This window comes from Pseudomonas sp. AK181 (assembly GCF_051122975.1).
In the GTDB taxonomy this organism is placed as follows: domain Bacteria; phylum Pseudomonadota; class Gammaproteobacteria; order Pseudomonadales; family Pseudomonadaceae; genus Aquipseudomonas; species Aquipseudomonas lactis.
In genome coordinates, this window is record NZ_CP146348.1 from 634,608 (window position 1) to 660,751 (window position 26,144).

Annotated in this window: 26 protein-coding genes; 12 read left to right on the forward strand and 14 right to left on the reverse strand. The window is 60.4% G+C overall.

What is annotated here, in order from left to right; translation table 11 throughout:
* Positions 1–221: 221 nt before the first annotated feature.
* The 7 genes from glpE to V8689_RS03010 form a co-directional block, all read right to left on the reverse strand.
* The gene (gene glpE, locus V8689_RS02980; protein WP_056783987.1) at positions 222–551 is read right to left on the reverse strand and encodes a thiosulfate sulfurtransferase GlpE; all 330 of its coding nucleotides are present in this window, start codon (positions 549–551) and stop codon (positions 222–224) included.
* Between the two features lie 9 nt (positions 552–560).
* Complete coding sequence (locus V8689_RS02985; protein WP_056783990.1) at positions 561–1,412, reverse strand: symmetrical bis(5'-nucleosyl)-tetraphosphatase; 852 nt, start codon at positions 1,410–1,412, stop codon at positions 561–563.
* Positions 1,412–1,792, reverse strand: coding sequence for a Co2+/Mg2+ efflux protein ApaG (gene apaG / locus V8689_RS02990; RefSeq protein WP_056783994.1), 381 nt, complete (start codon positions 1,790–1,792; stop codon positions 1,412–1,414). The genes V8689_RS02985 and apaG overlap by 1 nt, the downstream gene beginning before the upstream one ends.
* A gap of 194 nt (positions 1,793–1,986) precedes the next feature.
* Positions 1,987–2,799, reverse strand: a complete 813-nt coding sequence (gene rsmA, locus V8689_RS02995) for a 16S rRNA (adenine(1518)-N(6)/adenine(1519)-N(6))-dimethyltransferase RsmA (RefSeq protein ID WP_056783997.1) — start codon at positions 2,797–2,799, stop codon at positions 1,987–1,989.
* On the reverse strand, positions 2,796–3,785 hold the full coding sequence (pdxA, locus tag V8689_RS03000; protein WP_056784000.1) for a 4-hydroxythreonine-4-phosphate dehydrogenase PdxA: 990 nt from the start codon (positions 3,783–3,785) through the stop codon (positions 2,796–2,798). Before pdxA ends, rsmA begins: the two co-directional genes overlap by 4 nt.
* Positions 3,782–5,116, reverse strand: coding sequence for a peptidylprolyl isomerase (locus tag V8689_RS03005; RefSeq protein WP_138762894.1), 1,335 nt, complete (start codon positions 5,114–5,116; stop codon positions 3,782–3,784). The genes pdxA and V8689_RS03005 overlap by 4 nt, the downstream gene beginning before the upstream one ends.
* On the reverse strand, positions 5,097–7,871 hold the full coding sequence (locus V8689_RS03010) for an LPS-assembly protein LptD (RefSeq protein ID WP_056784004.1): 2,775 nt from the start codon (positions 7,869–7,871) through the stop codon (positions 5,097–5,099). Before V8689_RS03010 ends, V8689_RS03005 begins: the two co-directional genes overlap by 20 nt.
* 130 nt (positions 7,872–8,001) lie before the next feature.
* Between V8689_RS03010 and V8689_RS03015 the strand changes: the two genes are divergently transcribed.
* From V8689_RS03015 to V8689_RS03025, 3 genes are read left to right on the forward strand one after another with little or no spacing between them, the layout of a single operon-like run.
* Positions 8,002–9,027 (forward strand): aminoglycoside phosphotransferase family protein, encoded by a 1,026-nt coding sequence (locus tag V8689_RS03015; protein ID WP_056784006.1) that lies wholly within the window; start codon positions 8,002–8,004, stop codon positions 9,025–9,027.
* Positions 9,024–9,698, forward strand: a complete 675-nt coding sequence (gene murU, locus V8689_RS03020; protein WP_056784009.1) for an N-acetylmuramate alpha-1-phosphate uridylyltransferase MurU — start codon at positions 9,024–9,026, stop codon at positions 9,696–9,698. The genes V8689_RS03015 and murU overlap by 4 nt, the downstream gene beginning before the upstream one ends.
* A gap of 1 nt (position 9,699) precedes the next feature.
* Positions 9,700–10,467, forward strand: coding sequence for a TerB family tellurite resistance protein (locus V8689_RS03025; protein WP_047711911.1), 768 nt, complete (start codon positions 9,700–9,702; stop codon positions 10,465–10,467).
* 142 nt (positions 10,468–10,609) lie between these two features.
* Here the strand turns inward: V8689_RS03025 and V8689_RS03030 are convergent, their stop codons facing one another.
* Positions 10,610–11,584 (reverse strand): alpha/beta hydrolase family protein, encoded by a 975-nt coding sequence (locus V8689_RS03030; protein ID WP_056784012.1) that lies wholly within the window; start codon positions 11,582–11,584, stop codon positions 10,610–10,612.
* Positions 11,585–11,797: 213 nt separating this feature from the next.
* On the opposite strand from V8689_RS03030, the gene V8689_RS03035 reads away from it, so the two are divergent.
* The 4 genes from V8689_RS03035 to trpE all read left to right on the forward strand — a co-directional run bounded on the left by V8689_RS03035 (position 11,798) and on the right by trpE (position 16,071).
* Positions 11,798–12,946, forward strand: a complete 1,149-nt coding sequence (locus V8689_RS03035) for an iron-containing alcohol dehydrogenase (RefSeq protein WP_056784016.1) — start codon at positions 11,798–11,800, stop codon at positions 12,944–12,946.
* A gap of 84 nt (positions 12,947–13,030) precedes the next feature.
* Complete coding sequence (gene rpe / locus V8689_RS03040; RefSeq protein WP_032895049.1) at positions 13,031–13,705, forward strand: ribulose-phosphate 3-epimerase; 675 nt, start codon at positions 13,031–13,033, stop codon at positions 13,703–13,705.
* Positions 13,702–14,520, forward strand: coding sequence for a phosphoglycolate phosphatase (locus V8689_RS03045; RefSeq protein ID WP_056784019.1), 819 nt, complete (start codon positions 13,702–13,704; stop codon positions 14,518–14,520). Before rpe ends, V8689_RS03045 begins: the two co-directional genes overlap by 4 nt.
* 69 nt (positions 14,521–14,589) lie before the next feature.
* The gene (trpE, locus tag V8689_RS03050; RefSeq protein WP_056784024.1) at positions 14,590–16,071 is read left to right on the forward strand and encodes an anthranilate synthase component I; all 1,482 of its coding nucleotides are present in this window, start codon (positions 14,590–14,592) and stop codon (positions 16,069–16,071) included.
* A gap of 121 nt (positions 16,072–16,192) precedes the next feature.
* Here trpE and estP read toward each other — a convergent pair whose 3' ends face one another.
* Positions 16,193–18,115 (reverse strand): esterase EstP, encoded by a 1,923-nt coding sequence (gene estP / locus V8689_RS03055; protein WP_056784026.1) that lies wholly within the window; start codon positions 18,113–18,115, stop codon positions 16,193–16,195.
* Positions 18,116–18,528: 413 nt separating this feature from the next.
* Here estP and V8689_RS03060 point away from each other — a divergent pair, with 413 nt between their 5' ends.
* From V8689_RS03060 to V8689_RS03075, 4 genes are all read left to right on the forward strand, one after another.
* Positions 18,529–19,122 carry an aminodeoxychorismate/anthranilate synthase component II gene (locus V8689_RS03060; protein ID WP_044269431.1) on the forward strand — a complete coding sequence of 198 codons (594 nt, stop codon included), beginning with the start codon at positions 18,529–18,531 and terminating at the stop codon, positions 19,120–19,122.
* A 9-nt stretch (positions 19,123–19,131) separates the two neighbouring features.
* Positions 19,132–20,181, forward strand: a complete 1,050-nt coding sequence (gene trpD, locus V8689_RS03065; RefSeq protein ID WP_003194694.1) for an anthranilate phosphoribosyltransferase — start codon at positions 19,132–19,134, stop codon at positions 20,179–20,181.
* A complete protein-coding gene (trpC, locus tag V8689_RS03070) occupies positions 20,178–21,014 on the forward strand; it encodes an indole-3-glycerol phosphate synthase TrpC (protein ID WP_056784029.1) in 837 nt (278 codons plus the stop codon). The genes trpD and trpC overlap by 4 nt, the downstream gene beginning before the upstream one ends.
* A 143-nt stretch (positions 21,015–21,157) precedes the next feature.
* The gene (locus V8689_RS03075) at positions 21,158–21,853 is read left to right on the forward strand and encodes a lipoate--protein ligase family protein (RefSeq protein WP_056784031.1); all 696 of its coding nucleotides are present in this window, start codon (positions 21,158–21,160) and stop codon (positions 21,851–21,853) included.
* Here the strand turns inward: V8689_RS03075 and crp are convergent.
* Positions 21,850–22,494 carry a cAMP-activated global transcriptional regulator CRP gene (crp, locus tag V8689_RS03080; RefSeq protein WP_044269426.1) on the reverse strand — a complete coding sequence of 215 codons (645 nt, stop codon included), beginning with the start codon at positions 22,492–22,494 and terminating at the stop codon, positions 21,850–21,852. The two genes, V8689_RS03075 and crp, sit on opposite strands and share 4 nt — an antisense overlap.
* Before the next feature lie 246 nt (positions 22,495–22,740).
* Between crp and V8689_RS03085 the strand changes: the two genes are divergently transcribed.
* Positions 22,741–23,163, forward strand: coding sequence for an OsmC family protein (locus V8689_RS03085; protein WP_003194686.1), 423 nt, complete (start codon positions 22,741–22,743; stop codon positions 23,161–23,163).
* Positions 23,164–23,209: 46 nt separating this feature from the next.
* Here the strand turns inward: V8689_RS03085 and coq7 are convergent, their stop codons facing one another.
* From coq7 to V8689_RS03105, 4 genes are all read right to left on the reverse strand, one after another.
* Positions 23,210–23,857: a 2-polyprenyl-3-methyl-6-methoxy-1,4-benzoquinone monooxygenase gene (gene coq7 / locus V8689_RS03090; protein ID WP_056784034.1), complete on the reverse strand. Its 648-nt coding sequence runs from the start codon at positions 23,855–23,857 to the stop codon at positions 23,210–23,212.
* A gap of 85 nt (positions 23,858–23,942) precedes the next feature.
* Positions 23,943–24,281, reverse strand: coding sequence for a histidine triad nucleotide-binding protein (locus V8689_RS03095; protein ID WP_005792015.1), 339 nt, complete (start codon positions 24,279–24,281; stop codon positions 23,943–23,945).
* A 44-nt stretch (positions 24,282–24,325) separates the two neighbouring features.
* Entirely contained in the window at positions 24,326–25,114 is a 789-nt protein-coding gene (locus tag V8689_RS03100) for an SDR family NAD(P)-dependent oxidoreductase (protein WP_003194680.1), read from the reverse strand.
* 61 nt (positions 25,115–25,175) lie between these two features.
* Complete coding sequence (locus V8689_RS03105; RefSeq protein WP_056784036.1) at positions 25,176–26,132, reverse strand: DUF805 domain-containing protein; 957 nt, start codon at positions 26,130–26,132, stop codon at positions 25,176–25,178.
* Between the last annotated feature and the right edge of the window lie 12 nt (positions 26,133–26,144).

The following is a 26,144-nucleotide window of genomic DNA, read 5'->3' on the forward strand; positions in this document are numbered from 1 at the left end:
TTGACGCACGCCAATGGCTGTTTTCCCCCCAGAACACCCTGAAACGCTACCGATGACCCGAACGCCGGTGTACCGGCTCTCCCCTGATTCGGATGGCCTGCGCTTAAGGATAGTTCGGAATCCGGGAGGTCAAGGCGCGATGCGCAATTAGTTTGGCTGCGCCGTTCGTCAGAAACGGCGCAAGCCCAAGCGTCACGCGGGGTAGCGGGGTGTGAAAAAAATTATTGCGAATCGCCTGAAGAAATTTCCGAAGGAAAGGTCGCACGCCACAGCTCAAACCCGCCGTCCAGGCTATAGACGTCGGCGAAACCCTGGCTGACCAGATAGGCGGCTGCGCTCTGGCTGGAATTGCCGTGGTAGCAGGCCACGATCAGCGGCGCATCGAGGTCTGCGGCGCGGATGAAGTCGGCGATGTTGACGTTATCCAAGTGCTGGGCGCCGGTGATGTGAGCGGCGGCATAAGTGGGCTGGTCGCGGATGTCGACGACTACGGCACCTTGCTCGCGCAGGGCCTGGGCTTGTTCGGGGGGAATACGTTTGAATTCGGTCATAGCGGGCTCCTAGGGCTTGGCGGCGGCCGGCGGGGTAATGGAAAGAGGTGATTCGCACTGGCAGTCGAGGCGTTCGCCCGTGTCGATGTTCATCAGGGTCATGGCACCGCCCCACACGCAGCCGGTGTCGAGGGCGAACACGCCGGGCTCATCGCACTTGCCTTCCAGCGCGGCCCAGTGGCCAAAGATGATCTTTGTGTCGCGGGTCTTGCGTTCCTTGTAGGCGAACCAGGGCTGGTAGCCGGGGAGGGCGGTGTCGGCGCCTTCCTTGCTTTTGAGGTCCAGTTTGCCTTCGGCCGTGCAGAAGCGCATGCGCGTGAAGTAGTTGGTGATCACTCGTAGGCGGGCCACGCCCGTGAGGTCGTTGTCCCACTTCACTGGGTCGTTGCCGTACATGCCGTCGAGGTACGCGGTGTACAGGTTGTCATCGGCCAAGGCAGTTTCAACTTCGGCAGCGCATTTGAGGGCTTTTTTCAGTGACCACTGGGGCGGGATGCCGGCATGCACCAAGGCCATGTTGCGGCCTTCATCGTAGTGCATGAGTTTTTGCCGGCGCAGCCAGTCGAGCAGTTGAGCGCGGTCTGGGGCTTCGAGGATTTCCCGCAGGGTGTCGCCTTTTTTGAGGCGCTCGATGTTGTTGCCGGCCGCAAGCAAGTGCAGGTCATGGTTGCCCAGTACGCATACCAGAGAGTCGCGCAGGCTATAGAGGTAGCGCAGGGTTTCCAGGGACTGTGGGCCGCGGTTGACCAAGTCGCCCACCAGCCACAAGCGATCATTTGCCGGGTCGAAGGCTACGCGCTCCAGCAGGCGCTTGAGAGGGTCCAGGCAGCCTTGCAGGTCGCCGACCGCGTACGTCGCCATCAGTGCAGGGCTCCTGGTACGGCCAGGCGGAAGGGCTTGATGATTGCGTCGAACAGTTGGCCGTCGGTGGCCTTCATTTGATACGAGCCTTGCATGGTGCCGACCTTGGAGGTCATCACCGTGCCGCTGCTATAAGTGTGGCTGGTGCCGACGTCGATCAACGGCTGTTGGCCGACAACGCCTGCTCCGCGCACTTCCTCGACCTGGCCGTCGCCATCGGTGATGACCCAGTGGCGCGACAGCAGCTTGGCCGGCACCAGCCCGTTGTTCTTCACCGTAATGGTGTAGGCAAAGGCGAAGCGGTTATGTTCGGGTTGTGATTGGTCCGCCAGGAAGCGGGTAACGACGCTGACGTCGATCTGATAGCGAGGATCGGACATGCAAGAGGCCTTAAAAGCGAAGGACAGCAGATGCGGGTCAGTCTAGGCCAAGAGGAGGGCACTAGGCCAGACATGCTGTCTGATGCTCTGTAGGAGCGAGCTTGCTCGCGAAGGTCGTTAACGATAACGCGTTCAGTCTGAAAAAACGTGGCGCCTGTTAATTCTTCGCGAGCAAGCTCGCTCCTACAGTTTTGTCATTCCATTGACGGCGCTGGCTGGATGGCAAGCTGGTCAGCCAAGCGCACGAACGCGGCCAGGTCCAGTTGCTCGGGGCGCAGACCGCCGTCGACGCCGGCGGCTTCGATTTCAGCGTTGCTCAGCAGGGCCTTGAGGGTGTTACGCAGGGTCTTGCGGCGTTGGTTGAACGCTTCGCGTACCACACGCTCCAGCAGTTTGTGATCCTTGGCCGGGTGCGGCAGTACGGCATGCGGCACCAGGCGCACGATGGCCGAATCGACCTTCGGCGGCGGGTTGAACGCGCCCGGGCCGACGTTGAACAGGTGCTCTACGCGGCAGTGATATTGGACCATGATCGACAAGCGGCCCCAGTCACCACCACCGGGGCCGGCCGCCAGACGTTCCACCACTTCCTTTTGCAGCATGAAGTGCATGTCGCGGATGATCCCGGCGTTGTTCAGCAGGTGGAAAATCAGCGGCGTGGAAATGTTGTACGGCAGGTTGCCGACTACCCGCAGGCTGTTAGGCGCAGCGTTAAGGCTGTTGAAGTCGAACTTCAGCGCATCGCCCTGGTGCAGGTTGAAGTTGGCTTTGCCGGCGAACTGCTGGTTGAGGATCGGAATCAAATCCTTGTCCAGTTCCACCACGTCCAGTTGCCCACCGCTGGCCAGCAAGCCTTGGGTCAGCGCGCCCTGGCCCGGGCCGATTTCCAGCAGGCGGTCTTCAGGCTTGGCATGGATGGAGCGCAGGATGCGATCGATCACGCCAGCGTCGTGCAGGAAGTTTTGCCCGAAGCGCTTGCGCGCCCGGTGTTGGTAATGCTCAGTCATATACGGGTCTCGGCCATCTGATAGGCGGTTTCCAGGGCCACGTGCAGGCTGCCGGTATCGATCTTGCCGCTGCCTGCGAGGTCCAGGGCGGTGCCATGGTCGACGGAGGTGCGGATGATCGGCAGGCCCAGTGTCACGTTGACTGCGGCGCCAAAGCCTTTGTATTTCAGCACAGGCAGCCCCTGGTCGTGGTACATCGCCAGCACTGCGTCGCAGTGCTCCAGATATTTGGGGGTAAACAGAGTGTCTGCAGGCAATGGGCCGCGTAGGTCCATGCCTTCTTGGCGCAGGCGCTCTAATGTCGGTTCAATGATGTCGATTTCTTCATGGCCCAAGTGGCCGCCTTCACCGGCGTGGGGGTTGAGCCCACACACCAGGATACGCGGATGGGCAATGCCGAACTTGTGTTGCAGGTCGCTGTGCAGGATGCGCGTGACACGCTCCACACGTTCGGCAGTGATGGCATCGGCGATTTCACGCAGCGGCAAGTGGGTGGTCACCAGGGCCACACGCAGGCCACGGGTGGCGAGCATCATCACCACTTGAGCGGTATGGGTCAGTTCGGCGAGGAATTCGGTATGGCCGGAAAAGGCGATGCCGGATTCGTTGATCACGCCTTTGTGCACGGGTGCGGTGATCATGCCGGCAAAGTCGCCGTCGATGCAGCCTTGGCCCGCACGGGTCAACGTCTCCAGCACAAATGCCGCGTTGGCCGTGTTCAACTGCCCGGCCACTACCTTGGCCTGCAGCGGGGTGTCCCACACATACAGGCTACCGGCGGGGGCCGGCAGGTCGGGCCAGTTGCCCGGCGCTGCGTCCAGCAGGTTGACGGCCACACCCAGCTGCGCGGCCCGCTCAAGGAGCAGGTCGCGGCTGGTAATGGCAATCAGGGGGTGTGGCTGGGGTTGCGAGGCGAGCAGCAGGCACAGGTCTGGACCAATGCCGGCCGGCTCGCCGGGTGTCAGCGCGAAACGCTGGGGTTTCACTGGGGTGCCTGGTCGGTGCCTGTTTGCTCGGCGCCTGGCAGCTTGTTCTCTACATAAGCTTCGTCACGGATCTGACGCAGCCAGGTTTGCAGCTCTTCGTCGTATTTGCGGTTACGCAACACGGTCAGGGCTTGTTGCTCGCGGGCCTGGGTGGTGTTGTCCGTGGCGCGACGGCCAAGGACTTCCAGCACATGCCAGCCGTACTGAGTCTTGAACGGCTTGGACAATACGCCTTGCGGTGTCTCGGCCATAACCTGCTGGAACTCAGGCACCAGGGCTTTCGGGTCGATCCAGTTCAGGTCGCCGCCGTTGAGGGCAGAACCTGGGTCTTCCGAGAAGCTTTTGGCCAGGGTGGCGAAGTCTTCACCGCTTTCAATGCGGTCGTAGATCTTCTGCGCCAGTTCCTTGGTTTGGGCCTCGGTGCGGATTTCGCTCGGTTTGACCAGGATGTGACGAACATGGACTTCGTCTTTCAACGAGGTTTCGCCGCCGCGGCGCTCCAGCAACTTCAGGATGATGAAACCACCCGGAGTGCGTGCTGGCTGGGTAATGCCGCCGACTTCCATGGCGCTCAATTCGCGATCAAACGGAGGTGGCAATTGAGCGGCTTTACGCCAGCCCATGTCACCGCCTTCAAGAGCGTTGTCGCTGCCGGACTGAGCAATGGCCATCTGGGCAAAGTCTGCACCCGCTTTCAGGCGCTCGTAGATCGCCTGGGTTTTAGCGGCAGCGGCATTGAGCTGCTCAGAGTTGGCTGCGTCCGGGGTTGGAATCAGGATATTGGCCAAGTGCAACTCTTCGGAGAGCTGCATCTTGCCCAGGTCCGAAGCCAGGAAGTTCTTCACTTCCTGCTCGGACACCTGAACCCGCTCAGCCACACGACGCTGGCGCACACGGCTGATGATCATTTCACGCTTGATCTGGTCACGGGCGTCCTCATAGGACAAACCATCGTGAGCCAGGGCGGCGCGGAACTGATCAATGCTCATGTTGTTACGCTGAGCGATGGTGCCAACGGCCTGGTTCAGTTCTTCGTCCGAAATACGGATGCCGGAACGGTCGCCAATCTGCAATTGCAGGTTTTCGACGATCAGACGTTCCAGTACCTGGGGTTCCAGGACGCTGCTCGGTGGCACACCACCGCCACGCTTGGCGATGGTTTGCTGAACTTCCTTGACCCGTTGGTCCAGCTGGCTCTGCATGATCACGTCGTTGTCGACGATGGCCGCTACTTTATCCAGCTGTTGAACCGCGGCGTGTGCCGACACAGTACCCAGGAACAGCGCGCCCAGCACTAGCGGGCGCAAACACTCAGAAAGCTTTGTCTTCACGTTCACGATAACCTTCAATGCCTTTGTCGAGGAAGCTCTCTACCTTGGCGCCGGTCAGGCCGCCGAGTCCTTTGAGGACGATCTGGAAGAAGAGCCCGTGGTCACCCTTTTCGTTAAGCGGGGCGATCTGGGTATATTCATCGTTGGAAACCCAGTAACGGTTGATGACACGCAGTTTCCAGCAGCAGTTGTCGTACTCGAAACCACCGAAGGCTTCCAGGGTGCGGTTGCGGGCATAGTCGTACTGCCAGCGGGTGATCAAGTTCCACTGGGGAATGATCGGCCACATCATCGAGAAGTCGTGTTGCTGGATTTTGTAGTAATCCTTCACGAAGTTCGGATCGCCTGGCTGGCCATAGTCGCCACCAAATTGCCATTTACCGGTCAGCTGGTTGTAGACCACTTGGTCGTTGCGATAGCGGTAACCAAGGTTGACGACCTTGTTCGGGTTGTCTTCCGGCTGGTAGTGAAACATCGCGCTGCCAGAGCGTGGGGCATGGCTTTCAGTGTCCCAGTTATAGTCAGCTGTGGCGCGCCAGTCACGGTTAAAGCGGAACTCGTATTCCAAGGCAATAGGTGAGACATCGGCGCGAGCATCGTCGCGATCGGCGGCCAGTACGCCCGGCAGTTGAACTTCGCGATCCTTAAAGTACAGCGCTTGGCCTACGGAAACACGTTGGCGTTCGAAGCCGTTGTCTTCGATCCAGCGACTGGTGACGCCCAAGGATAATTTGTTTTCGTCACCAATCCGGTCGGAGCCGCTGAAGCGGTTGTCACGGAACAGCGAGGAGTAGCTGAACGAATATTCACTGGTATCAAAAACCGGAATATCGCTTTGGTCCTTGTTCGGTACGTAGAGGTAGTACGCCCGCGGTTCCAGGGTCTGGTTAAAGTCCTTACCGAACCAATTGGTTTTGCGATCAAAGTACAGACCGCTGTCTACGCTGGCGATAGGTACCGCACGGTCTTGGGAGCTTTTGAATTTATCTCCGGCAGCCAGTGAGTTTTTACCGATCGTATCAAGGTCCAAGTCATACTTTGTATAGACGTACTTGAGCTTCGGCGTAATAAAACCGTAAGTCCAGTTCATCGGGTATTCAACCGCTGGCGCAACGTTTAAACGCGTGCCGTTTGCGCGGGTGAGCCCTCTGACATTGGTATCCAAACGAGGTGTCACTGCACCGTTCTCGTCGGTAAAGGTGCCATTTTCCAAGTCACGATCAAAGCGGACGGCTTCAGTCTCATAACTAAAGTTCAAGCCACCCGGATGGAATGGCAATTGACCGTTGAGAGTGAGCTGCGGCAACCGATCATACGGTGTGATCTGAGAAATCGTCGCTAACTGGTATGCCTGGAGATTCAGGCGAGCCTGATATGAGTCGCCCCGGTACGTCAGGGAACCTTGCTGGTTCAGGAAGTCCTGGCTCTCAACCCCTTCCTCAAACGACTTCAAATCCTGGAAGTAATAAGGATCGCTGATCCGGGTGTAATCCACCTGCGACGTCAGACGCGAATCCAACCCGCCCTTATGCTGCCAATTGAGCATATAGCGGGTCTTTTCGTAGTCGGTCTGGTTCTTGCGCTCGTCGTTATCGTCGTTGAGGTAAGCCCCACCAAACTGCCCTTCACTCGACTTGGTCAGATAGCGGAATTCGCCCTCCATCAACAAGCCACGCTTGGTCATGTACTGCGGGTACAACGTGGCATCGTAGTTTGGTGCCAGGTTGAAGTAGTACGGCGTTACCAGCGTAAAGCCAGTTTCCCCACCGGTGCTGAAGCTCGGCGGCAGGAAGCCGGATTGACGACGGTCGTCGATCGGGAAGTAGATGTACGGGGTGTACAGGATCGGGATGTTCTTGACCCGCAACGTCGCGTTGGTCGCCGTACCGAAACCGGTGGCCGGGTTCAACGTGATGTTGTTGCCCTTGAGCTGCCAGGCGTTGCTGTCCGGCTCGCAGGTGGTGTACGTACCGTCCTTGAGACGGATGATCGCGTTCTCGGCACGCTTGGCGTACAGCGCGTTACCGCGGATGCGCGACTTGTGCATCACGTATTCGGCGTTGTCGATCTGGGCGGCGCCGGTGTCGAGCTGGACCTGGGCATGGTCGCCCACGATCAGGGCACCGTTGTCGCGCAGGCGCACTTTGCCGTTCAGTTCGCCACGGTTCTCGGCCTGGTACAGGCTGGCTTCGTCCGCTTCCAGCTGCATGCTGCCCTGGCGCATGACCACGTCACCGGCCAGGGTAGCGACCTGCTGCTCCTGCTCGTAACGAGAGGCCTTGGCGCCGATGAAGGTCGGTGCATCGCTCTTGTTCGTCTTGTCGTTCATGCCAGGACGAGTCGGCTCGATGTACGCGCCGCCGCAGTAAGGGCCGGTTTCGGCCAACTGTGCTGCGGTCAGCTTGTCGCGAGGTACCCAGTCCAGGTGGCTGTAGTCGGCACTGCGCGAACGCAGGCCACGGCCCTTGGCTTCGGTGACCAGCATGGTCTTGGGCTCGGCGTCGACGCTGCCGCCAGCTTTGCCTTGCGGCGTGCTGTTGGCCGAGCTGACGGCAGCACCGTCATGCACCGGGCGCGGTGGCAATGGGGCGGCGGCCGTCTTCGGCGCGCAATCCCAGGCACCCGAAGCAGAGACTGAGCAGTCATACTGTTCCGCGGCGACCACGAATGAGGTGGCGAAAGGTTGCAAGGCCAGCAGACTGCCGGTTACCAGCAACGGAAATTTTCTACGAAACGCGGGGGATTTCAATGCCATCTTATTAGTCCGGGCTTCCTGCGTGCCATCTGCCCGCGGTTTGGGCCGCACGCCTCTCGATGGTCTGAAAAAGATGCGTGATAATAAAGCATGCCCCGCTTGACGGCTAGCGCCGTCGGAGACCCTTGTAATGCCCGAGCACGATCTACGTTTACAACAGCTGGAAGTCTGGCTGGATGAGCAGTTGCCGATCCTCTTCAACGCTCAGGACTGGGGCCCCGTGCCCCCGGCCACATTGACCGCGGCCAGCAGCGACGCGAGTTTCAGGCGTTACTTCCGATGGGAGGGCGGTGCCCATACGTTCATCGTCATGGACGCGCCACCCCCTCAGGAAAACTGCAAACCTTTCGTCGATATCGCGCATTTGCTCGCGAAATCGGGAATAAATGTGCCAAAAATTTATGCAGAAGATTTGCCCCGAGGCTTTCTTTTGCTCAATGACCTGGGCACAAAAACCTATCTGGACGTGATTGACGGTGAAAACGCCGACCAATTATTTGCCGATGCCATCGACGCGCTGTTGGCGTTCCAGCAATTGCCGATGGATGCGCCGTTGCCCAGTTATGACGTGGCCTTATTGCGTCGCGAGCTGGAATTGTTCCCGGAATGGTACGTGCGTCGTCACCTGGGCATCAACCTCGACGCTGAGCAACAGGCCCTTTGGCAACGTGCCAGCCAGCAGTTGATCGACAGCGCCCTGGCCCAGCCCAAGGTGCTGGTGCACCGCGACTACATGCCGCGCAACCTGATGATCAGTGAGCCAAGCCCTGGCGTGCTGGATTTCCAGGACGCGGTCTACGGGCCGGTGACCTATGACATTACCTGCCTGTTCAAGGACGCCTTCCTCAGTTGGCCCCAGGCCCGCGTGCGCGAATGGCAGCGTGGCTATTGGCAGCGTGCCGGGCAGTTGGGCATTCCCGTACAGGACGACTTTGAAGAGTTCCTGCGTGCCAGCGACCTGATGGGCGTGCAGCGTCACCTCAAGGTCATCGGCATCTTTTCGCGTATCTGCCACCGCGACGGCAAGCCACGCTACCTGGCCGACGTGCCGCGGTTCTTTGCTTATATAGAAGCGGTGCTGGCCGACCGACCTGAGTTGAGTGACCTGGGCGAATTGCTCGCCAGCCTGCGCGAACCTGCCGAGGCCAGCGTATGAAGGCGATGATCCTGGCGGCGGGAAAGGGCGAACGCATGCGTCCGCTCACCCTGCATACGCCCAAGCCGCTGGTGCAAGCCGGCGGCAAGCGGTTGATCGAGTATCACCTTGAAGCCTTGGCGAAGGCCGGCTTTACCGAGATCGTGATCAACCACGCATGGCTTGGCCAGCAGATTGAAAACTACTTGGGCGACGGCGCCCAGTTTGGTCTGCGCATCCGCTACTCCCCAGAGGGTGAACCGCTGGAGACGGGGGGCGGGATATTCCAGGCGTTGCCGCTGCTGGGCGACGAACCGTTTCTGGTGGTCAATGGCGATATCTGGACGGACTACGATTTCACCCAGCTCAAGCAGCCGATCCGTGGCCTGGCGCACTTGGTGATGGTCGACAACCCAGCGCACCACCCGTCGGGCGGGGATTTCTACCTGGATCACGGCGTGCTTCATGATGCCGCGCCCGGTGCCGATAACCTGACCTTCAGTGGCATTTCAGTGCTCGACCCTAAATTGTTCGCGGGTTGCAGCGCCGGTGCCTTCAAGCTGGCCCCGCTGTTGCGCGAGGCCATGGCCAAAGGTTTGGTAACGGGGGAGCACATGGCAGGACGCTGGGTGGATGTAGGGACGCTGGAGCGACTGGCGCAGGTCGAAACCTTGCTGACAGCGGGGCAGTAGGATGTTGTGGCCAGGGACGCTGATCGGCGCCGGGGCTGGCTTTGCCATTGCCAGTATCCCGGGGGCTCTGTTGGGGGCATTGCTGGGGCAGGCGCTGGATCGCCGCCTGCAATTGCACAGCTGGGCGCAGTTGCGTGAACGCCTGGGTGGGCGCCCGGCCTTGCGCAACGATGAACTGTTGTTTGTGCTGCTGGGGCGCTTGGCCAAGAGTAACGGCCGGGTAGTCGATGGGCATATCCAGCAAGCGCGCCAGGAAATGCGTGCACTGGACATGACTGAGCCGGCCCAGCGCCGCGCGATAAGCGCCTTCAACCGAGGCAAGTCCGGCAGCGACCGGGTACGCAGTTACCTGCGGGTGCTCAAGACGCAGCCCCATGCGGCGGAAGGCGTGCTGCGCGCCTGTTGGCGCATGGCGTGGGCGGACGGTCGGGCGGATGCCGCCGAGCGCGACCTGATCGACCAGTGGGGCAAGTGGCTGGGCTGGACGCCGCAACAGCTGCAGGCATTGGCGAGCGATTACGCGCCGGAGCGCAAGCCACTGGCCAATCGTGGCGGTGCCTATCAGGAGGCGTTGCGTATTTTGGGGGTGACGGCAACCACTGAACCATCGGTGATCAAGCGCGCCTACCGCCGCCTGCTCAGCCGCCACCATCCGGACAAGATCGCCGGCACGGGAGCCAGCCCTGCGCAAGTGCGTGAGGCGACCGAGCGAACCCGAGAGTTGCACAATGCCTATGCCTTGATTCGTGAACGGCGGGATTTTCGCTGAGGCTATCGCCACTCAACTCCATGTTGTAGGAGCGAGCTTGCTCGCGAAAAACTCCCAGGCGCCGCGTTTATTCATGAAGCACGCATTATCGTTGACGTTTTTCGCGAGCAAGCTCGCTCCTACAGAAAGCGATGTTGCCCTGTCAGTCTGCGCCGCCCTGCGGGCTCAACCACCCGCGAACCCTGCGGTACAACTGTTCTTGCTGCGCCGCGCTATTACCGGGCAACGCCGTGAGCGACACCTGCTTATAGCCGTCATTCTTCGAGCGCTTGGCCGCCTGAAGTCGTTCCTGGGCGTTTTTGCGATCCTGAGCGCCCTCTTGATAGAACACATCCGCCGTGGGCACCTTCAAAGCCGGCGCCAGTTGTTGCAGGTCCGGTTGGCGAGCCGCAGGCGTCTTGCCGGCCACCATCACCAATCTCTGCACCTGGGAGGGTTGTTTCTCGCTGAGGTAGCGTGCGGCCCACCAGGCGCCGGTGCCATGGCCGAGCAACACCACGCTGCGTGCGCTTTGGGTCTGAGCGAAGGCGACGGCGGCGTCGATACGGTCGAAGATGCGCTTGGCGTCGGTCTTGTCCTGTTCATCCGCCCCCGGCACCACCGCCGGGTCAGTGCCTTCGGCCTCGGCGCTGGCGGCCTGTTCGACCGGCTTGGCTGCGGTGCTGCCTTCCTTGCTGCTGGTGTCGACCGCCGCTGTCGGCGGTTCGATGACCCGTGGCGGCAGGGTGTCCACACTGACGTCAGGCAGTGACAGACTGAGGGTGCTCCAGGCGGCGTCCGGCAACTTGCGCCGCAGAGGCGCGATGGCCTGCGGCCAGTCCGCGTTCTCCCCAGCACTGGGTATGAGGATCACCACACCCTCGGCTTCGGCGCTGTTGGCAGGTTTCCACAGCGCCAGGAACGAATCGCTACCCGCCTGCAATTGTTGTTGCTCCTGCTGCGGCACCTGGCGTTCGAGCGCACTGGCTTCTTGCTGGCTACGCTCGGGCAAAGGCTGGCGTTCAGCCGGTTTTTCGACGGCAGGCGAGGGCGCATCCTCGGCCTGAACAGGCAAGACGCTGGTAAACAGCAGTGACAGGCACAATGCTGGCAGTGCCGAACGGTGAAGAAAAAGCATCGTTGATTCCCGGCCAGAAGTGATTCCAGCAGCCTAATGGGTTGGTCGGTATTTGTCAGGGGTATGAGGCGCGGTTCTCGCTACCGACAGGCTATCCGCGGTTTGTTAGCTGTCTTGATGGTCGCGGCGCGGCCATTCAACCAATGAATGGCAGACAACACGCCAGGGGCAGCTATCCTTGTGCCAGCCCACCATTCATAAGAGGCCGCGCACATGAGTACCTCCTCATTCAAGATCGCCCACAAACTGCTGACCGGCGCAGGTGCCATCGAGCAACTGGCTGCCGAGCTCACGCGCCTGGATGTGGATAACCCGCTGATCGTCACCGACGCCGCGCTGGTCCAGTCCGGCACCGTGGCGCTGGCCCTGGAGCACCTGGGCGATCGAGCCTATGAGATTTTCGACCGCGTGCTGCCCGACCCGGAAATTGCCATCGTCGAAGACTGCATGCGGGCGTACCGCGAAGGCGGGCATGATGGCCTGATCGGTGTGGGCGGCGGCAGTGCTATCGACATCGCCAAGAGCGTGGCGGCCTATGCCGGTTATCACGGCGCACTGGCGGACTTGTTTGGCGTCGATCAGGTGCCGCGCAAAGGCCCGCCGTTGATCGCCATCCCCACCACGGCCGGCACCGGCTCGGAGGTGACCAATGTGGCGATACTGTCCGACAAGGCTGCACAGCTGAAAAAAGGCATCGTCAGCGATTACTTGCTGCCGGATGTCGCGCTGATCAGCCCGCAAATGACCCTGACCTGCCCACGGGGTGTCACGGCCGCCAGTGGCGTTGATGCCTTGGTGCACGCCATCGAGTCCTACCTGTCGCTGAATGCCTCGCCGATTACCGATGCCCTGGCCATCGGTGCGATCAAGTTGATTGCCAGCGCGTTGCCCAAGGCTTACGCCAACCCGGCGAACCTGCAGGCCCGTGACGACATGGCCACCGCCAGCCTGATGGCCGGCATGGCCTTTGGCAACGCGGGCGTCGGTGCCGTGCATGCGCTGGCGTACCCGTTGGGCGGGCGCTTCAATATTGCCCATGGCGTAAGCAACGCGCTGTTATTGCCGTATGTCATGCATTGGAACAAATTGGCCTGCGTCGAGCGCATGCAGGACATTGCCCAGGCCATGGGCGTCAATATCGCCGGGCTGAGCGTGAATGACGCTGCCGACCAGGCGGTAGCGGCGATGACGCGACTGTGTGCGGCGGTGGAGATCCCGTCCGGCCTGCGCAGTTTCGGCGTGCCCGAGGACGCCATCCCGGCCATGGCCAGTGAAGCCGCAGGTATTGAGCGCTTGATGCGCAACAACCCGCGCAAGCTCAGCCCCGCCGATATCGAAAAAATCTACCGGGCAGCTTACTAACCGTTGAGATAGGTCACGGTGCGCGCAGCAAAGCATGAGGTATACAATGCGCGCCATCGTGATTTAGCTCAAAAAAGGTGCGTCATGCAGCCCTTCGTCATTGCTCCATCGATTCTCTCTGCCGACTTCGCCCGCCTGGGTGAGGAAGTGGACAAGGTGTTGGCCGCCGGTGCCGACTTCGTGCACTTCGATGTCATGGACAACCACTACGTACCCAACCTGACCATCGGCCCGATGGTGTGCGCCGCATTGCGCAAGTACGGCATCACCGCGCCGATTGATGCGCACCTGATGGTCAGCCCCGTGGACCGTATCGTCGGTGACTTCATCGAGGCGGGTGCGACCTACATCACCTTCCACCCGGAAGCTACGTTGCACGTTGACCGCACCTTGCAACTAATCCGCGAGGGCGGCTGCAAGGCGGGCCTGGTATTCAACCCGGCTACTCCGCTGAGTGTGCTTGAGTACGTGATGGACAAGGTCGACATGGTCTTGCTGATGAGCGTCAACCCAGGCTTCGGCGGGCAGAAGTTCATCCCTGGCACCTTGAACAAACTGCGTGAAGCCCGTGCGCTGATCGACGCCTCGGGGCGTGACATCCGCCTGGAGATCGACGGTGGGGTCAACGTCAACAATATCCGTGAGATCGCCGCAGCGGGTGCCGATACCTTCGTGGCCGGCTCGGCGATCTTCAACGCCCCGGACTACCAGGCCGTCATCGACCAGATGCGTGCCGAACTGGCGCTGGCGCGTCCATGAGCGGTTTTGAGCAGTTGTTTCCCGGCAAATTGCCACGGCTGGTGATGTTCGATCTGGACGGTACCTTGATCGACTCGGTGCCTGACCTGGCGGCCGCGGTGGACCAGATGCTGCTCAAGCTGGGGCGCAAGCCGGCAGGGATTGATTCAGTGCGCGAATGGGTCGGCAATGGCGCGCCGATGTTGGTGCGCCGGGCCCTGGCCAACAACATCGATGCCACGGGCGTGGATGAGGTCGAGGCGGAACATGCCTTGGAGTTGTTCAATGCCGCTTATGAAAGCAGCCACGAACTGACCGTGGTTTACCCCGGTGTGCGCGACACCCTCAAGTGGTTGAGCAAGCAGGGCGTGGAAATGGCCCTGATCACCAACAAGCCGGAGCGCTTCGTTGCGCCGTTGTTGGACCAGATGAAAATCGGTCGCTACTTCCGCTGGATCATCGGCGGCGATACCTTGCCGCAGAAAAAGCCCGACCCGGCGGCGCTGTTTTTCGTGATGAAAATGGCCAATATCCCGGCGTCGCAATCGCTGTTTGTCGGCGATTCGCGCAGTGATGTGCTGGCGGCGAAAGCGGCGGGCGTGCAGTGCGTGGCCTTGAGTTATGGTTACAACCATGGCCGGCCGATTGCGGAAGAGTCCCCAGCGCTGGTGATTGATGACCTGCGACTGTTAATCCCCGGTTGCTTGGGCGCTGGTGCTGAGATAACGTTGCCCGACATTGAATCGTCCCCTTCTGGAAACTCCATCGTGGTGGTCACTCGCAAACTCTGGATGAAAGTCATCAAGGCCCTGGCCCGCTGGCGTTGGCGCGCCTGACTGATCCTGGCCGCGTGTGCGGCACGTTTGCCTACCTGACTGTTTGACCCTCACACCACGAGGCACCTCATGACCCGCGAAGAATTCCTGCGTTTGGCCGCTGCCGGCTATAACCGTATCCCCATGGCTTGCGAAACCCTGGCCGACTTCGATACGCCGCTGTCGATCTACCTGAAGCTGGCCGACGAGCCCAACTCTTACCTGCTCGAGTCGGTACAGGGCGGTGAGAAGTGGGGCCGTTACTCGATCATTGGCCTGCCATGCCGCACGGTGCTGCGGGTACACGACCATCATGTGAGCATCACCCATGACGGCGTGGAGATCGAAAGCCATGACGTAGAAGACCCGCTGGCGTTTGTCGAAGCCTTCAAGGCGCGCTACAACGTGCCGACCATTGCTGGCCTGCCGCGTTTCAATGGCGGGCTGGTGGGATACTTCGGCTATGACTGCGTGCGCTATGTGGAGAAGCGCCTGGGCAAATGCCCGAACCCGGACCCGCTGGGCGTGCCGGATATTTTGCTGATGGTGTCCGACGCGGTGGTGGTGTTCGACAATCTCGCCGGCAAGATGCATGCGATTGTCCTCGCCGACCCTGCCCAGGGTGATGCCTTCGAACAAGGCCAGGCCAACCTGGAAGCGCTGCTGGAAAAACTCCGCCAGCCGATCACCCCGCGTCGCGGCCTCGACCTCAGCCGCCCACCCGCCGCCGACCCGGTGTTCCGCTCAAGCTTTACCCAGGATGACTACGAGCGCGCCGTCGATACCATCAAGGAATACATCCTTGCCGGTGATTGCATGCAAGTGGTGCCGTCGCAACGCATGTCCATCGACTTCAAGGCGGCGCCGATTGACCTGTACCGCGCCCTGCGTTGCTTCAACCCGACCCCGTACATGTACTTCTTCAACTTCGGCGACTTCCACGTCGTGGGCAGTTCGCCGGAAGTGCTGGTGCGGGTTGAAGACAACCTGATCACCGTGCGCCCGATTGCCGGTACGCGCCCCCGTGGCGCGACCGAAGAAGCAGACGTGGCGCTGGAAGAAGACCTGCTCAGCGACGAAAAGGAAATCGCCGAACACCTGATGCTGATCGACCTGGGGCGCAACGACACTGGGCGTGTTTCGGAAATCGGCTCGGTGAAACTGACTGAGAAGATGGTCATCGAGCGGTATTCCAATGTGATGCATATCGTGTCCAACGTCACCGGCGAACTGAAAGCCGGGCTGACGGCGATGGACGCGCTGCGGGCGATTTTGCCGGCGGGCACCTTGTCGGGGGCGCCGAAGATCCGTGCGATGGAAATCATCGACGAACTGGAGCCGGTCAAGCGTGGTGTCTATGGCGGCGCCGTCGGGTATTTTGCCTGGAACGGCAATATGGACACCGCCATTGCGATCCGTACGGCGGTGATCAAGGATGGCGAACTGCATGTGCAGGCCGGTGGCGGGATTGTGGCGGACTCGGTGCCGGCCCTTGAGTGGGAAGAAACCCTGAACAAGCGTCGGGCGATGTTCCGTGCGGTGGCGTTGGCAGAGCAAACCCCACAAGACTAAAGCTGGAATAAAAAATGTGGGAGCGGGCTTGCTCGCGATCGCGGTGTGTCACTTGAGATATTCAATGACTGATCCACCGCCATCGCAGGCAAGCCAGCTCCCACATTTGTTTGCGCAGTATTTAGAAATCCAGACTGACCCCGACATTGACGCCTTGCTGGGTCAAATTGTCATCCTTCCTCAGGTTATACGCCGCCCGCAATGCCAGGTCCTGCGTCAGCTTGTGGCTGACACCCAGGCTCAAACGGTCAGAGTTGCTGCGAGGCGTATACCCGTCCAGCTTGAAGTCGATTCCCTGCACGCTGTTGAGCGAAATGTTCACCTTCTGGGTGTCATTTTCAAACTCATGCTCGTGGGCCACTTCGCCAAAAGCTTGCGTTTGTGGCGTGATGCGGTAGCTGCCTTGCAGGCCGACGCCCAGGCGCTTGGAGTCACGTTGTTGATCGTCAAAGGTCAGGGCGGTGGAGCGGCTGCTTTTCTCCGAGTAACCATTGACTTCAACCCGCGCGTAATCGGCGCTGATGAAGGGCGACAGGTGCCAGTCGCTGCCCGGTGCGGCGATGTCATACCCCACGCGTCCACTCAAGGCCCAGAGCCAGCCATCGGTGTCACCTTTCTCCGAACCTTCGCTGACGCCCAGGGCGAACTTGCGCTTGAGGCTGTCGAAGTCCAGCTTGCCGCCGGTCAATGCGGCATCGGCCCACCAGTGATTTTGCTGGTACTGAGCGAATGCCGTACCCATATAACTGTTGAGCTTGTAGTCCGAATCATTGGCGCCGGCTTCGAGTGTCTGCCGATACAGGCCGGCGGCAACGCCCACGCGCCAGTTTTCATCGAGCCGGTAGCTGCCACCGATATTCAGGTTATAGCCGCTGCCGTCGCCACTGGCCGAGCTGCTTTGATCATCAAAATCCAGGCGCTGGCCGCCGCCGGCCACTATGGCGCGCCATTGGCCGACGGCTTGCCAACTGCCGTTGTCTGCTTGCCATTGGTTGCGCAGCTCGTCCTGGTGGGCGCGCAAGGTGCCTTGGGCCATTTCCGGCAGCAAGGTCAGTTCCCACGGCGCGGCGAGTAGCGAATAGGCGTAGTCGGCAATCAAGCGTTGCCCGGCCACGGTAGGGTGGACCGAGTCGTTGTAGATCAGCTTGGTTGGGTCCGGGTTGGTACCACCGATGCCGTAGGTTGGGTTGGCGGTGCAACTGTTACCGCTGAAGCAAGTGCCCGTCAGGTTCTGCCCGGTGGCGAGGCCGAAGCGGGCCGGATCGGCGAAAGCCTCGTTCAACAACAGCGGGATGTTCAGCGGGATAACCTGGGCATCCACTTGTGACAGGCGCTGTACCAGGGACTGGTTGAAAATATTACTCAGGGCCGAAGTCGCTGCTTGCTGTGGGGTGCCGTTGATGGCCGGCGTCAGCCCCAGGTCGGGTAGCATCCAGACCATGATGTAACGCGCGCCGGCTTGTTGCAGGGCCTGGGCGCTGTCCGCCAGCCTGCCACCGGCGGCGACCGCTTGAGCGGGGCTGAGCACCCGGCCCTGCAGGAAGTCATTGCCGCCCCCTGAAAGAAAGTAAAGCGCGTTCGGGTCGGCTCTCCCACCATTAGCCGGCAGATAGCCCTGCCGGCTGCGCAACACAGTGCCGCCCCCGGGGTTGCCTGGGGGAATCGCAGCATTGGAGACTGAGGTAATGGAGTCGAGGATATTGTCGGTGCGGTAGCCACCCACTGCCCAGTTGTTGCCGTCTGGCAAACCCTGGGCTGCGCGAACCGGTGAGGTGGAGGCATTCAGGTCGTTGGGAGTGACGCCCAGTTTTGCGCCCAACAGGGTCGAGGAGACCAGGCCGTATTCACCCTGGAAGTTCGCCCCGGTTCGGTTGGTAAAACGTAATGTGGCGCCGGCCGAACCGTCGGGAAACTGGCCCGCATCCGCCAGGCTGTCTCCGAAAACCACCATGGTTGAATAAGGTGACGGGGCTGCGAGCGCCTGGGCGCAGGCCAATGACAGAAGGCAGCCGGCAAGGGGCGCGTAAAACGCTGGTCTGAGCATGCAAGATTCCATTCGGTTGTTTTTATGTTGGAAGTGAAACACTAGCAAAATATTTGGCATTTTCTGTAGGGAAATCCGGAATCCGCCTACGTTGCGTCCCCGTATTTGCGGCTCCATATTGCACCGCTGGCGAGCCTACGTTACTGTGCCTGAACGTATGAATGAGACCCTCCCCGTGTTGATCATCAGCAAACTCTTGATGCGAGTAGTCAAGGCACACGCCCGTTGGCGTTGGCGCGCCTGACATTTTTCTCTGCCGGCCTGGCCGGACCTGTACCGATTTGCCTTCTTCACCCGTTGTCTGACGCCCCTTGCCAACTCCCCCCTGGCAACCGGAACGTGCGTCTGGCAGCGGGTCACGCTCTTGGAAGGCGGTCATTTGAAATCAGTGAATTCAAGAGGTTTGAACCCACATGTTGCTGATGATTGATAACTACGACTCCTTTACCTACAACGTTGTGCAGTACCTGGGCGAGCTGGGTGCCGAGGTCAAGGTGGTGCGCAACGATGAACTTACCGTTGCCGAAATCGCCGCGTTGAACCCCGAGCGCATCGTGGTCTCACCTGGCCCATGCACGCCGACCGAGGCGGGCATTTCTCTGGAAGCTATCCAGTATTTCGCCGGCAAGCTGCCGATCCTGGGCGTCTGCCTGGGCCACCAGTCCATCGGCCAGGCGTTTGGCGGTGACGTGGTGCGCGCGCGCGAGGTGATGCACGGCAAGACTAGCCCGGTATTCCATCGCGACCTGGGTGTGTTCCAAGGCCTGAACCTGCCGGTGACCGTGACCCGTTACCACTCACTGGTGGTCAAGCGTGAAACCTTGCCCGAATGCCTGGAGCTGACCGCCTGGACCCAGCTGGAAGACGGCTCGGTCGACGAGATCATGGGCCTGCGTCACAAGACACTGAACATCGAAGGGGTGCAATTTCACCCTGAATCAATCCTGACCGAGCAGGGCTACGAGCTGTTCGCCAACTTTCTCAAGCAGAGCGGCGGCACGCGCTAAGGACTTTTCATGGATATCAAGACTGCCCTGAGCCGTATCGTCGGCCATCTGGACCTGAGCACTGCGGAAATGAGCGATGTGATGCGCGAGATCATGACCGGTCAATGCACCGATGCTCAGATCGGCGCTTTTATGATGGCGATGCGCATGAAGAGCGAAAGCATCGACGAAATCGTCGGTGCGGTGTCGGTGATGCGTGAGCTGGCGGACAAGGTCGAACTCAAGACCCTCGACGGCGTCGTCGATGTAGTGGGTACCGGCGGTGACGGTGCGAATATTTTCAACGTGTCGACTGCCTCATCTTTTGTGGTGGCCGCCGCTGGTTGCACCGTCGCCAAGCACGGTAACCGTGCAGTGTCTGGCAAGAGCGGCAGCGCCGATTTGCTGGAAGCGGCCGGTATTTACCTGAACCTCACGCCGGTGCAAGTAGCGCGCTGCATTGACAGCGTTGGCATTGGCTTCATGTTTGCCCAGTCTCATCACGGCGCGATGAAGCACGCTGCCGGCCCGCGCAAGGACCTTGGCCTGCGCACCCTGTTCAACATGCTCGGCCCGCTTACGAATCCGGCCGGTGTGAAGCATCAGGTGGTGGGCGTGTTCAGCCAGGCGCTGTGCCGGCCGCTGGCCGAAGTCTTGCAACGCCTGGGCAGCAAGCATGTGCTGGTGGTGCATTCCAAGGATGGCCTCGACGAATTCAGCCTGGCAGCGCCGACCTTTGTGGCGGAGCTCAAGAACGACGAGGTCACCGAATATTGGGTCGAGCCCGAAGACCTGGGGATGAAAAGCCAGAGCCTGCACGGCCTGGCGGTGGAAAGCCCGGCGGCTTCGTTGGAGCTGATTCGTGATGCCCTGGGGCGTCGCAAGACCGAAAACGGTCAGAAAGCTGCGGAAATGATTGTCCTGAATGCTGGCGCAGCCCTTTACGCGGCCGACCATGCCTATAGTCTCAAGGAAGGTGTTGCCTTGGCCCACGATGCGCTGCACACCGGCCTGGCTCGCGAGAAGCTCGAAGAGCTGGGAGCATTCACCGCCGTATTCAAGATGGAGAATGAAGGATGAGTGTGCCAACCGTTCTGGAAAAGATCCTGGCCCGCAAGGCTGAAGAAGTGGCCGAGCGCCGCGCCCGTGTGAGCCTGGCCGAGTTGGAAGCGCAGGCGAAAAGCGCCGATGCGCCACGCGGCTTTGCCAATGCCTTGATCGCCCAGGCCAAGCTCAAGCAGCCGGCCGTGATCGCCGAGGTCAAGAAAGCCTCGCCGAGCAAAGGGGTGATTCGCGAACACTTCGTACCTGCTGAAATCGCCGCCAGTTACGAGAAGGGTGGGGCGACCTGCCTCTCTGTGCTGACCGATATCGACTACTTCCAGGGTTCCGACCTGTTCCTGCAACAGGCGCGCGCCGCGTGCAAGTTGCCGGTGATCCGCAAGGATTTCATGGTCGACCCGTACCAGATCGTCGAAGCCCGAGCCTTGGGTGCCGACTGCGTGTTGCTGATTGTCTCCGCGTTGGATGACGTGAAGATGGCCGAGCTGGCGGCCGTGGCCAAAAGCGTCGGCTTGGATGTATTGGTCGAAGTGCACGACGGCGACGAGTTGGAGCGCGCATTGAAGACCCTCGATACACCGCTAGTGGGCGTCAACAACCGTAACCTGCATACCTTCGACGTCAGCCTTGAAACCACTCTCGACCTGCTGCCGCGTATCCCTCGCGATCGTCTGGTGATTACCGAAAGTGGCATCGTCAACCGCGCCGATGTGGAACTGATGGAAATCAGTGGCGTGTACTCGTTCCTCGTGGGCGAGACGTTTATGCGCGCCGAGAACCCAGGGGCGGAATTGCAGCGCTTGTTCTTCCCGGAGCGCGGCGTAGCGGTCAGCGGCTCGACCTTGGATTGATGTGAAACACGCTCGAAACTGTGGGAGCTGGCTTGCCTGCGATAGCGGCGGGTCAGCCAACCGCTGTGTAGCTGATACACCGCCATCGCAGGCAAGCCAGCTCCCACATTGGGTTTGTGGTTATTCAGGTAGGTAGGTGTTCGATGCTCCAGCCCGTGATCATGACTGTCGAAGCTGGCCTTGCCGCCGAGCAAGACCTATTGGCAGCCGTTTGCGCGGGGGAGCAAGCGTTCGGATTGCTGTTCTGGCAGCCCAGTGACCAAGCGCTGGTCATGCCGCGCCGTTTGAGCCGGCTGCCGGCATTCGAGGCGGCGAGCCAGGTCTCGGCCGATGCGGGTTGGCCCGTGTTGCTGCGTGAAACCGGCGGTGAGCCGGTGCCGCAGTCCGGCGCCACGGTCAATATCGCCCTGGTCTATGCTCCGCCGCGCAGTGAAGGCGACCAGGGGCGTATCGAAACTGGCTATCGGCGCTTGTGCCAACCCATCTGTGATCTGTTGATCGAGTTGGGGGGCGATGCGTCCGTCGGCGAAATTGACGGTGCTTTTTGCGACGGTCGTTACAACGTCAACCTCAATGGCCGCAAAATGGTGGGCACTGCCCAGCGTTGGCGACAAAGCGGTGGCCGCCCGGTCGGATTGGTGCATGGCGCGATGTTGCTGGAGAATGATCGTGAGCAATTGATTGCGGCGGTCAACCGCTTCAACCAAGCCTGCGGCCTGGAGCAGCGAGTTCGCGCCGACAGCCATATCGCACTGCACGAAGCGTTTCCCGCGCCGGATGCTATCAGTCGGCTCGACACGCTGTACCGGCAGATGCTGGCTGGCTTCCTGCCGGTTTAACGGGTGCCGAACACCACCATCGTCTTGCCTTTGACGTGCACCAGGTTGCGTTCTTCCAAGTCCTTTAGCACGCGGCCGACCATTTCTCGTGAACACCCGACAATCCGTCCGATCTCCTGGCGCGTGACTTTGATCTGCATGCCGTCGGGATGGGTCATGGCGTCGGGTTGCTTGCATAACTCCAGCAGGCAGCGAGCGACGCGACCGGTGACATCAAAGAACGCCAGGTCGCCGACCTTGCGCGTGGTGTCGCGCAGGCGCTGGGCGATCTGTCCGCTCAGGGCATACAAGATATCCGGATCATGCTGGGCCAGTTCGCGAAATTTCGAATAGCTGATCTCGGCCACTTCGCACTCAACTTTGGCCCTTACCCAAGCGCTGCGTTCCTGCTCTTTGCCTGCTTGTTCAAACAGGCCCAGCTCCCCGAAGAAATCCCCGGTGTTGAGGTAGGCAATGATCATCTCACGGCCATCTTCATCCTCGATCAGGATGGTGACCGAGCCCTTGATAATGAAAAACAGGGTTTCTGAACGCTCGCCGGCGCAGATGATGTTGTGCTTGGCCGGATGACGCCGGCGCTGGCAATGCAACAGCAGTTTGTCGAGGTTCTTGATCTTGGGTGTGGGAGTAAGAGCAACCATGGTTGTATCCCGAAAAGACTGCGCGGTGTAGTTGGCGTTGTTTTTATCCAGCGGCATCTCATTGATAGACGCTGTACAAGTCATGGCAATGCGCCATTCATTTGGCGCCAGCTTACCAGACACCTTCTGTCACGATTAGCCAATTTACCGGGCAAACGCTGTCATTTATCGAATTTATGCAGGGCGCTGCTGTTTCAAAGCCCTGTGCTAAGCTGGCGACCCTTTTTTAGCAGTGGAGTCTGGGCGATGAAGGCACGCATCCAATGGGCGGGCGAAGCCATGTTCCTCGGTGAGTCGGGCAGCGGCCACGTGGTGGTCATGGACGGTCCGCCGGAAGCCGGCGGGCGTAACCTGGGGGTACGCCCGATGGAAATGTTGCTGCTGGGTGTGGGCGGTTGCAGCAATTTCGATGTGGTCAGCATCTTGAAGAAGTCGCGCCAGGCCGTGGAAAGCTGCGAAGCCTTCCTGGAAGCCGAGCGCGCTACTGAAGACCCCAAGGTTTTTACCAAGATCCATATGCATTTCGTGGTCAAGGGCCGGGCGCTGAAAGAAGCCCAGGTCAAGCGTGCCATCGAGCTGTCGGCCGAGAAGTACTGCTCCGCGTCGATCATGCTGGGGGCTGCGGGCGTGGTCATTACCCACGACTACGAAATCATCGAGTTGGGTTGATTGCAGCAGGCAAAAGAAAGGGCGCTTCGGGCGCCCTTTTTTCGGTTCAGATTCGATAGGTGCTTTTGGTCATGACCTTGGCCAACACGCTCATGCCGAACCGTACCGGGGCTGGAAAGCGGAAGCCGCCCGCGTCCAGCGCGCTTTCTGCGTGGTGTTCTTCGTCGATACGCATCTGCTCAAGAATGGCCCGGGACTTTTCGTCTTCGGCTGGCAGTTGCTCCAGGTGTTCATCCAAGTGCTTGCATACCTGATGTTCTGTCGCGGCCACAAACCCCAGGCTGACTTTATCGCTGATCAGCCCGGCAGCCGCGCCGATACCAAACGACAAGCCATAAAACAGTGGGTTGAGCACGCTGGGATGGCTGCCCAACTGGCGGATGCGTTGTTCGCACCAGGCCAGGTGGTCGATCTCTTCCTCGGCTGCATGCTCCATCGCCGTGCGAACCTGCGGCAACTTGGCGGTCAGCGCCTGGCCCTGGTACAGCGCCTGGGCACAGACTTCACCGGTATGGTTGATGCGCATCAGGCCGGCGACGTGTCGAGTGTCGGTCTCGCTCAGCTGTACATCCGGCTGCACGATGGCGGGCGATGGACGGTAAGGTTGGCCGCTGAACGGCAGCAGGGTGCGCATGGCCATGTCGGCTTGCAGCAACAGACGGTCAATCGGCGAGTAGTGACGTTGGGTAGTCATGCTGACCTCCGGGAAGAATCTCGGCGGCCAGTTTACCGCAAGAGAGCGTCCAGCGTTTGTGCTGAGTCAATTTGCCCTTGTGCACTCAGCCCGGTGGCCAGTTCATCTGGCGCTGACCGAGCACGTGCATATGGATGTGATAAACGGTTTGCCCGCCGTCTTCATTGCAATTCATCACCACGCGAAAGCCTTTTTCGCAGCCTTGTTCCACGGCCAGGCGTTGAGCAGTGAACAGGATATGGCCGGCCAGCGCCTTATCTTCCTCGGTCAGGTCATTGAGGGTACGAATGGGCTTTTTCGGGATAACCAGAAAATGCACCGGCGCCTGTGGGGCAATATCGTGAAAAGCCAGGACCTGGTCATCTTCATAGATGATCTTCGCCGGTATTTCTCTGTTGATGATCTTGGTGAACAGAGTATCCACAGCTGTATCTCCATTGTGAAAGTGAGGTGAGTGTACGCAGGCCATCAGCGTGGGCAATAGGCCTTGTTGATGGCGCCGGCAATTTTGCGGGTCAGCCAGCGCGGGCTCAGGCGTGGGCTGAACGTCAGCCAACGGTTGCGGCGCCCGGGAATGATGATGGCTTTGTTCTTTTCCAGTGCGCGTACGGTGTAGAGCGCGACTTCTTCCGGGCTCATCAGTTGCTGGCTGCGGTCGAGTTTCGCCGTATCCATCTGTGCGGTGCCGAAGAATGCGGTGCGCGTAGGGCCGGGGCACAGCACTGACACCTTGATGCCGCAGGTCTTCAATTCTTCGCGCAACCCTTCGGAGAAGTGCAACACGTAGGCTTTGCTGGCGTAGTAGCTGCTCATCCACGGCCCGGGCTGAAAGGCGGCGACCGAGGCAACATTGAGGATTTGCCCGCCGCCATGCAGGGCCATGGCATTGCCCAGTGCGTGGCACATGCGGGTCAGGGCCAGGATGTTGACTTCGATGAGGTCCTGCTCGGTCATCCAGTCCTGGGCCAGGAACGGCCCGCTGGTGCCGATGCCGGCGCAGTTGACCAGCAGGTCGATCTGTCGCTCACCCTCTTCGAGCTCCAGCAAAAAGCCGGACAAGCGCAGCGGCTCGCCCAAGTCACAGGCGCGAAACAGTACCTCGACGCCGAAGCGTTGGGTCAATTCCAATGCAATGCTTTCCAACTGATCACGCTGGCGGGCCACCAGAATCAAGCTGCGGCCGCGCCGTGCCAAGGCTTCGGCCAATGCCAGGCCGATGCCGCTGGAGGCGCCGGTGATCAGAGCGTAACGGGTCATGCCTTTCTCCATCGCAACGCCGCCGGCCCATGACAGTGCGTCACAGGCGGCAGGCGTTTCTTCACTGTTCTGGAGAGTCTACAGGTTCGGCTGCGTCGTCAGCACTTTGCGCTGCGGCTTCATCAACGATAACGCTTTGATCGGCGTCTGCATCGGAGGTGATGGAGCTGCTTTCGTAGCTGCTGTCCATGTTGGCTTCAAGCTGGTCCAGGTAGCCGTTCATGCCCAGGGTGACGACAATGATGAGCATCAAAGGGATAAACGCCAGCCACAGCGAGGCCAGTATTTTCACCGCAGTGGAGTTGCGTGGTGGTGGCGCGCCGTATTGGTTGGCGCCCGTGTTGCCTGGCAATACCAGCAACAGCAGAGGGAACACACTGTTGACCAGCGGAACCAGGTTCAGCAGGTACAGCCAGCCAGACCAGCCCAGGTCATGCAGGCGCTGCACGCCGATTTGCACGCTCACCACTACCAGTGCCACAAACAGCGCGAAACCCAGCAGCGAGCCAATAAGGATGGCGATGGTTGGCGAGGCCGTCGCCACCGCGAAGCCGACCGTACTGATGATGCCCGCTGCCACCAACATCGCGACGGTCAGTGCCAGCGTCCAGGCCAGGTAGCGCAGACGCCCGATGCGCCCGTGGATGGTGAATACCTTGAGAGTGGCGAACTCCGGCAGGTCATCGCCAACAGCGGCGCGTGGCGGTGCATAAGGTGACGCGGCGGCGCGGTCAGCGGTTGACGAGTCGGTCTCGTGGGTTTCTGCCAGGCTGAATGCCACGGGGTGTTCCTCTTCGATGCGTGCGTCCACCCCGGCATTGTGCAGTGCCGTGAGGTAGGTTTCAGCGTCGGGGCGCGACAGGTCGCGCTTGAGTGCGACCGGGCGGCCGGTAAAAAGCTTTTCGATCGCCGCGACATCGCTTTTGAATAACTCGGCGAGATTCAGCTTGGCGGTGGTGCTTTCGACACCTGGGCGCAAGGCTCCGTCAAACACAATCTTGAAACGGCTGTCGCTCATGCGGGCATCCTT